General features: G+C 73.7%; 4 protein-coding genes. 2 read left to right on the plus strand and 2 right to left on the minus strand.

Annotation, left to right across the window (positions count from 1 at the left end; all coding sequences use genetic code 11):
• Positions 1–116: 116 nt before the first annotated feature.
• Positions 117–1856: an ATP-binding SpoIIE family protein phosphatase gene (locus tag V7E46_RS31905; RefSeq protein ID WP_333771668.1), complete on the minus strand. Its 1740-nt coding sequence runs from the start codon at positions 1854–1856 to the stop codon at positions 117–119.
• 127 nt (positions 1857–1983) lie between these two features.
• Entirely contained in the window at positions 1984–3366 is a 1383-nt protein-coding gene (locus tag V7E46_RS31910) for an NAD(P)/FAD-dependent oxidoreductase (RefSeq protein ID WP_333771669.1), read from the minus strand.
• 311 nt (positions 3367–3677) lie between these two features.
• Between V7E46_RS31910 and V7E46_RS31915 the strand changes: the two genes are divergently transcribed.
• The gene (locus V7E46_RS31915; protein ID WP_333771670.1) at positions 3678–4535 is read left to right on the plus strand and encodes a TetR/AcrR family transcriptional regulator; all 858 of its coding nucleotides are present in this window, start codon (positions 3678–3680) and stop codon (positions 4533–4535) included.
• Between the two features lie 316 nt (positions 4536–4851).
• Positions 4852–5976, plus strand: a 1125-nt coding sequence (locus V7E46_RS31920) for an RNA polymerase sigma factor (protein WP_333771671.1), incomplete at its 3' end; no start/stop codon positions are given.

Consider the following 5976-nt stretch of genomic DNA (forward strand, 5'->3'; position numbering starts at 1 on the left):
CAGCCGGCACCCCCGGCCCCGCGCCAGCGGAAAGCGCGCCCGCCGACGCAGCCGGCACCCCCGGCCCCGCGCCAGCGGAAAGCGCGCCCGCCGGCGCACAGGCACCCCCGGAGGGGCTAGGTCGGGAGGGTGAATTCGCACCAGACGGCCTTGCCGCCGCCCGGTGTGCGACGCGAACCCCAGGACGACGCGATCGTCGCGATGATCGAGATCCCGCGCCCCGCCTCGTCGGCGGGTTCCGCCCGCCGACGCTGCGGCAGATGCTCGTCACCGTCCGTGACCTCGATGACGAGCCGCCGATCAGTGCGCCGGAGGCGCAACAGCATGGGCGGCGTCCCGTGCTTGAGCGAGTTGGCGACCAGCTCACTCGTCGCGAGCACACCGAGATCGCGCAGCTCGACGGGGAAGCGCCACGACGCCAGGACGCCGGAGGCGAACGCGCGGGCGCGCGGGGCCGCCTCGATGCCGCCGAGGAGTTCGAGCGCGGCGTTGCGGAAGACCTCGCCGTCGGGATGGCCGGTGTGGTCGGGGTATTGCAGGACCAGGACGGCCACGTCGTCGTCATGCTGCGCGGTGATGCCGAGCGCGCGCATCAGGCGGTCGCAGACGACCTGCGGCGCGCCGGTGGCGCCGGCCAGCGCCCGCATGAGGGTGGAGACGCCTTCCTCGATGTCCTCGCCGCGGCGCTCGATGAGGCCGTCGGTGTAGAGCACGGCGGTGCAGCCGGGGCCGAAGGGGACGGTGGCCGAGGCGTGGACCCAGCCGTCGGTGCCCAGCGGCGGCCCGGTGGGCTCCTCGGTGCGCAGCACGGTGCCGTCGGGGTTGCGGATGAGGATCGGCAGGTGGCCGGCGCTGGCGTAGGAGAGCCGGCCCTCGCTGGGGTCGTGGACGGCGTAGACGCAGGTGGCGATCTGGGTGGCGTCGATCTCCGAGGCGAGCCCGTCGAGCAGCTGGATGACCTCGTGCGGGGGCAGGTCGAGCCGGGCGTAGGCGCGTACGGCCGTACGGAGCTGGCCCATGACGGCGGCGGCGCGCACTCCGCGGCCCATGACGTCGCCGATGACCAGGGCGGTGCGACCGCCGCCGAGGGTGATGACGTCGTACCAGTCGCCGCCCACCGCCGCGTCGGTGCCGCCGGGCTGGTAGGTGGCGGCGAGCCGGAGGTCGTCGGGCTGCTCAAGTTGCTGCGGCAGCAGGCTGCGCTGGAGGGTGACGGCGGTCTCGTGGAGGCGGCGCTCGCTCTCCCTGAGCCTTTCCGCGGACTGGACCTGGTCGGTGACGTCGGCGGCGAAGACCAGGACGCCGCGGCGTTCGGGGTCGGGGTCGTCGGGGTGGACAGGCGTACAGGTGAACGTGAAGTAGCCCTGACGGGTGAGCGCGGAGGTGTCGGCCCTGCTGACCTTGCGGGCTTTGACGGTACGCGGACGGCCGCTGCGGTGGACCTGGTCCATGAGCGGCAGGAGGCCCAGTTCGTCGAGTTCCGGCAGGGCTTCGCGGGCCGGCGCGCCGACGGTGCGGCGGCCGAAAACCTCGGCATAGGCGTCGTTGACGAAGCCGACGCGATGGGCGCGTCCATAGGTGACGGCGATCAACGCGGGCAGTCGGCTGAGGACGCCCTCAAGGTCGGCGGGCGCACCGCCGATGGAGCAAAGCTGCTGGTCCTGGGCGTGCGGCGAGGTGCCGGCGGAGCCTGTCCCGGCTTCTGGGGTCGGCGCGGGCGGGTCCGCGGGGGCGGAGCCGCCGCTCTTTGCGCCGCCGACCGCTGCGACGGTGTCGGCGGTCTTGCCGCGGGCCGCCGGGACGGCACCGCGTCGCTGTGTTCCGGGGAGCCGGGCGCTCCAACGCGTGAGGTTCAACCGTCCGATTCCTCGTGTTTGTCACTCTTTGCAGGTGCTGCCGCACGGGTGGTCACCCGTCCAGTGTGGCCGACCAGGGGCCCGCGAGGGAATCGCACCAGTGCGCCCGCGGCGCTCCGGGCGGCGCTCACGGCCGCGGGCGGCCGCCATCACCGCCGCTTCCCGCGGCCTGTTCGAATTCGGCGCGCGGGTGCTCGAGCGAGCCCAGGGAGACGATCTCGCGCTTGAAGAGCCCGGACAGGATCCACTCCGCGAGCACCTTGGACTTGCGGTTCGCGGTGGGCATCCGGCTGAGGTGGTAGACGCGGTGCACGAGCCAGGCGGGGTAGCCCTTGAACTTGCGCCCGTAGAGCAGAGCGACGCCTTCGTGCAGGCCGAGCGAGGCGACGGAGCCGACGTACTTGTGACGGTATTCGGTGAGCTGTTCGCCGCGGAGATGTGCCACGACATTGCCGGCCAGCACCTTGGCCTGGCGTACGGCGTGCTGGGCGTTGGGCGCGCACAGGGCGTCCTCGCGGTCCGCGGTGAGGTCGGGCACGGCCGCGGCGTCGCCGGCCGCCCACGCGCCCTCCCGGCCCGCGATCCGGAGGGTGGCGTCGGTGAGCAGCCGGCCGCGTTCGTTCAGCGGCAGCCCGGTCGCGGCCAGGATGGGAGCGGGCTTGACGCCGGCGGTCCACACCACGGTCCTGGTGGGCAGCCGGGACCCGTCGGACAGTACGGCGATCCGGTGCTCGCACGATTCGAGGCGGGTGTCGAGCCGGATGTCGACATTGCGCCCGCGCAGCTCGCGGACGGCGTAGCGGCCCAGTTCCTCGCCGACCTCGGGCAGGATCCGCCCGGTGGCCTCGACCAGCACCCACTTCATGTCCTCGGCCCGGACGTTGTGGTAGTAGCGCAGGGCGTAGCGGGCCATGTTCTCCAGTTCGCCGAGCGCTTCGACGCCGGCGTAGCCGCCGCCGACGAAGACGAAGGTCAGGGCGGCCTCGCGGACGTCGGCGTCGCGGGTGGAGGAGGCGATATCGAGCTGTTCCAGCACGTGGTTGCGCAGCCCGATCGCCTCCTCGACGGTCTTGAAGCCGATCCCGAACCCGGCCAGGCCCGGCACCGGCAGGATCCGGGAGACGGAGCCGGGGGCGATGATCAGCTGGTCGTACGGGATCTCGGTGGCGCCGCCGCCCTCCTCCTCGGTCGCCGGTGTGACGACGGCGGCGACCCGCTTGTCGTGGTCGACCGAGCGCACCTCGCCGACGACGATCCGGCACTGGTCGAGGACCCGGCGCAGCGGTACGACGACATGCCGCGGCGAGATCGATCCGGCGGCGGCCTCGGGAAGAAAGGGCTGGTAGGTCATGTACGGCTGGGGCTCGACCACCACGATCTCGGCCTCGCCGTGTTTCAACCGCAGCTTTCGCTGCAACTGCAATGCCGTGTACATGCCGACGTAACCACCGCCGACCACAAGAATGCGCGGTGTGCTTGCCCTGGCCATGGCTGCCGACTCCGTCGTCATTGCTCCATGACGCAATGGCCGGGCGCCGTTTGTCCACAGGGCGGACACCATGATTCACAGCAATCGGCGTCCTCGCGGGCTCGCCGGGGGCACCCGCACCGGGCGATCACCGGGCAAAGGCCGCACGGCGGGAAGACGTGTCCCGTGGCGCTCTGGAAGAGCCCACGCCCCAGGGATCACACCCTCTTCATTCTTGACGCCCCCTCAACTATGTTCGTATCTCGTAGTAGTGCGCGGCGACGCGCACAGCGTGATCTTTATGGGTGGGGAGTCTCCGGGGGGAGACATTCAACTTTCCGGGGGATACACATATGCACATTCAGGACACGACGTGGTCGGCTGCCGCAGGTTCGGAGGGGGGCACGGGCAGGGCGGCGCCGCTCAGGGTGGACGCCCAGCGGAATCTGGAGCATGTGCTCCGGGCCGCCCGCGAGGTCTTCGGCGAACTGGGCTACGGCGCGCCCATGGAGGACGTGGCGCGGCGGGCACGGGTCGGCGTCGGCACCGTCTACCGCCGCTTCCCGAGCAAGGACGTGCTGGTCAGGCGGATCGCCGAGGAGGAGACCGCACGGCTGACGGAGCAAGCGCGCACCGCGCTGGGCCAGGAGAATGAGGCCTGGTCCGCGCTGGCCCGCTTCCTGCGCACCTCCGTCGCCTCCGGCGCCGGGCGGCTGCTGCCGCCGCAGGTGCTGCGGGTGCAGGGCGCGCCGGGCGGCCCGGTCACAGCGGGCGGCGAACCGCACACGGATCACGCACCGCACGAGGACGAGAAGCAGCAGGCCGCGGGCGAGCCGGCCCGGGTGCCGCAGCAGCGGGCCAGGTTCGGCGCGGAGCCCGGCGAGGGCGGCCAGCGCCCGGGTCCCGGCGACCACGCCGGGCGCGACGATGTCACCGGCAGCGGGCCCGCCGGCGGGCGTACGGACAGGATCGAGGACCAGGAGGGCATACGCACGCTGCTCGACGTCGTCGGCCAGCTCGTGGAAAGAGCGCGGGCGGCGGGCGAGCTGCGCGCCGACGTCTCGGTCGCCGACGTGCTGCTGGTGATCGCCACCGCGGCGCCCTCTCTGCCGGACGCCGCACAACAGGCGGCGGCCTCCGCCAGGTTGCTCGACATCCTGCTGGAAGGGCTGCGCTCGCGCCCCTCGGAGCGCCCGGCCGCCCGCGAATGAGCGGCCGGCCGGGGCGTAGGCCGTGCGGATGAACACGGCGGAGCGCAGGACGGATCCTTCCACGGAAGAGTGGTTCCGCCGAAGGCCATGACCCCGGCCCCCTCCGCTGTGCCAGGCTGGCACCGTGGATGAGCCAAGCGGGGATTCCGGCGCCGCCCCTGCCGCGGGGGCCGGGCCGGAAGGCGGCGCCGAGCCGCTGTCGCGCAGGGTGCCGGGGCAACGCGGTCCGGTGGCGCGCCCGGACGGGGCGGTGCCGGGTCAGCGGCGCCCCGGTCCTCTGCCGGGCGCGGCGCCTGACCATGTGTCCGACGCGCCCATGGGCGACGGCCTGCTGCGCCCGCCCCGCCCCGAGCCCGAATCCGCCCGGTCGGACGAGGAGTTGGTCGACCAGGTCAGGGCCGGCCGGGACGGCGCGTACGGGGAGATCTACCGGCGCCATGCCGAGGCCGTACGCCGCTACGCCCGTACCTGCTGCCGGGACGCGCACACTGCCGAGGATCTGACCGGCGAGGTCTTCGCCCGCACCTTGCAGGCGATCCGCGGCGGCAGCGGCCCGCAGTCCGCGGTCCGCGCCTATCTGCTGACCACGGTCCGCCGGGTCGCCGCGTCCTGGGGCAGCACCGCCCGCCGGGAGCAACTGGTCGAGGACTTCGCGGCCTTCGCCGTCACCGCCGCGGGCGCGGGGGCTGAGGCCGCGACCAGCGCGCCCGCCGCCGACGTCCGGGCCATGGCGCAGGCCGAGCAGTCGCTGGCCATCCAGGCCTTCCGCACGCTGCCCGAGCGCTGGCAGACCGTGCTGTGGCACACGACGGTCGAGGAGGAGTCGCCCGCCGCCGTCGCCCCGCTGCTCGGCCTGACCGCCAACGCCACCGCCGTCCTGGCGCACCGCGCCAGGGAAGGCCTGCGGCAGGCGTATCTGCAGGCGCACGTCAGCTCCACGCTCACCGCGCAGGGCGAGTGCGCCCGCTACGCCGAGCGGCTCGGCGCGCACGCCCGCGGCGGCCTGCGGATGCGCGCGGACCGTGAGCTGAACCGGCACCTCAAGGAGTGCGAGCGCTGCACGGCCGCCGCGCTCGAACTGGCCGACCTCAATTCCGCGCTCAAGGGGCTGCTGCCGGTCGCGTACATCGGCTGGTTTGCCGCCGTCTACGCCGCCAAGGCCACGGGAGTCGCCGTGGTCGCGGGTGGCGCCGCCGCCGCGGGGGCCGCGGGAGGTGCCGCGGCTGCCGCGGCGGGTTCCGGCTCCGGGAGCGCGGGGGCCGCGGGCAGTGCTGTCGCGGGCGAGGGGCTGGGCGCGCCCGTCAAGGTCGGCATCGCGGCGGCTGTGGTCGTCGCCGCCGCTGCGGCCACCGCTTTCGCACTCACCGGCGGCCATACCGCGAAACCGCAGAAGCCGCAGGCAAAACCGCCTGCTGCCGCGCCGGTCGCCACCGCTCCCGCG

Source organism: Streptomyces sp. IBSBF 2435 (assembly GCF_036815005.1).
GTDB lineage: Bacteria > Actinomycetota > Actinomycetes > Streptomycetales > Streptomycetaceae > Actinacidiphila.